1 pseudogene is annotated in these 1120 nt (G+C 64.6%); it reads right to left on the minus strand.

The features are described 5' to 3' along the window. A pseudogene (locus tag EYW47_RS03400) lies at nucleotides 1–1120 on the minus strand (hypothetical protein); the annotation flags it as partial.

The raw sequence follows: 1120 nt of genomic DNA on the forward strand, positions 1-1120 counted from the left end.
TCCGTCCGTGTCCTTGCCCACCGTCAGGTCTGCACCGGCAGCGGACTGCTGCACCAGACCCACCGTGCCACTGTTGAGCTGGTTCGTGATGTCGCTGATCGAGCTGGTATTGCCCGTTACGGCCGTATCCAGGCTACCCAGTGCTGCGCCCACGTTGCCATACGTGCTGCCCTGGACCGCATAGGCCGGTGCACTGATCGCGCCGGTCGTGCTGTTGTACGCCGCACCGCCACCCAGTGCCGAGGCCACTGCAGCACCGGACTGGTCCGCCTTGCCTTCCACGCGGGTAATGTCGCTGGTGTTCTGCGCAATGTTCGTGGCATTGGTCGCCACGTTCGCGTTCGTCGTGTTCAGCTGCGACATGTTCACCGCGTCGGTGTCAGCCACGCCAGCCGTCACGCTCTGCAGCGTGCGCGTGTTGCCATCCTTGTCGGCGAGATCGACTGCTGCACCGTCCGTGTCCTTGCCCACCGTCAGGTCTGCACCGGCAGCAGACTGCTGCACCAGACCCACCGTGCCGCTGTTGAGCTGGTTCGTGATGTCGCTGATCGAGGTGGTGTTGCCCGTTACCGCCGTGTCGAGGCTACCCAGCGCTGCGCCCACGTTGCCATACGTGCTGCCCTGCACCGCATAGGCCGGTGCGCTGATCGTGCCAGTCGTGCTGTTGTACGCTGCACCGCCACCCAGTGCCGAGGCCACTGCTGCACCGGACTGGTCCGCCTTGCCTTCCACGCGGGTGATATCGCTGGTGTTCTGCGCAATGTTCGATGTGTTGGTCGCCACGTTCGTGTTCGTCGTGTTCAGCTGCGACATGTTCACTGCGTCGGTGTCAGCCACGCCAGCCGTCACGCTCTTCAGCGTGCGGGTGTTGCCGTCCTTGTCGGCGAGGTCCACTGCTGCGCCGTCCGTATCCTTGCCCACCGTCAGGTCTGCACCAGCTGCGGACTGTTGCACCAGACCCACCGTGCCGCTGTTCAGCTGGTTCGTGATGTCGCTGATCGAGCTGGTATTGCCCGTTACGGCCGTATCCAGGCTGCCCAGTGCCGCACCCACGTTGCCGTACGTGCTGCCCTGGACCGCATAGGCCGGTGCACTGATCGCGCCGGTCGTGCTGTTGTAC

The organism is Paraburkholderia silviterrae, from assembly GCF_004353915.1.
Lineage (GTDB): Bacteria > Pseudomonadota > Gammaproteobacteria > Burkholderiales > Burkholderiaceae > Paraburkholderia > Paraburkholderia silviterrae.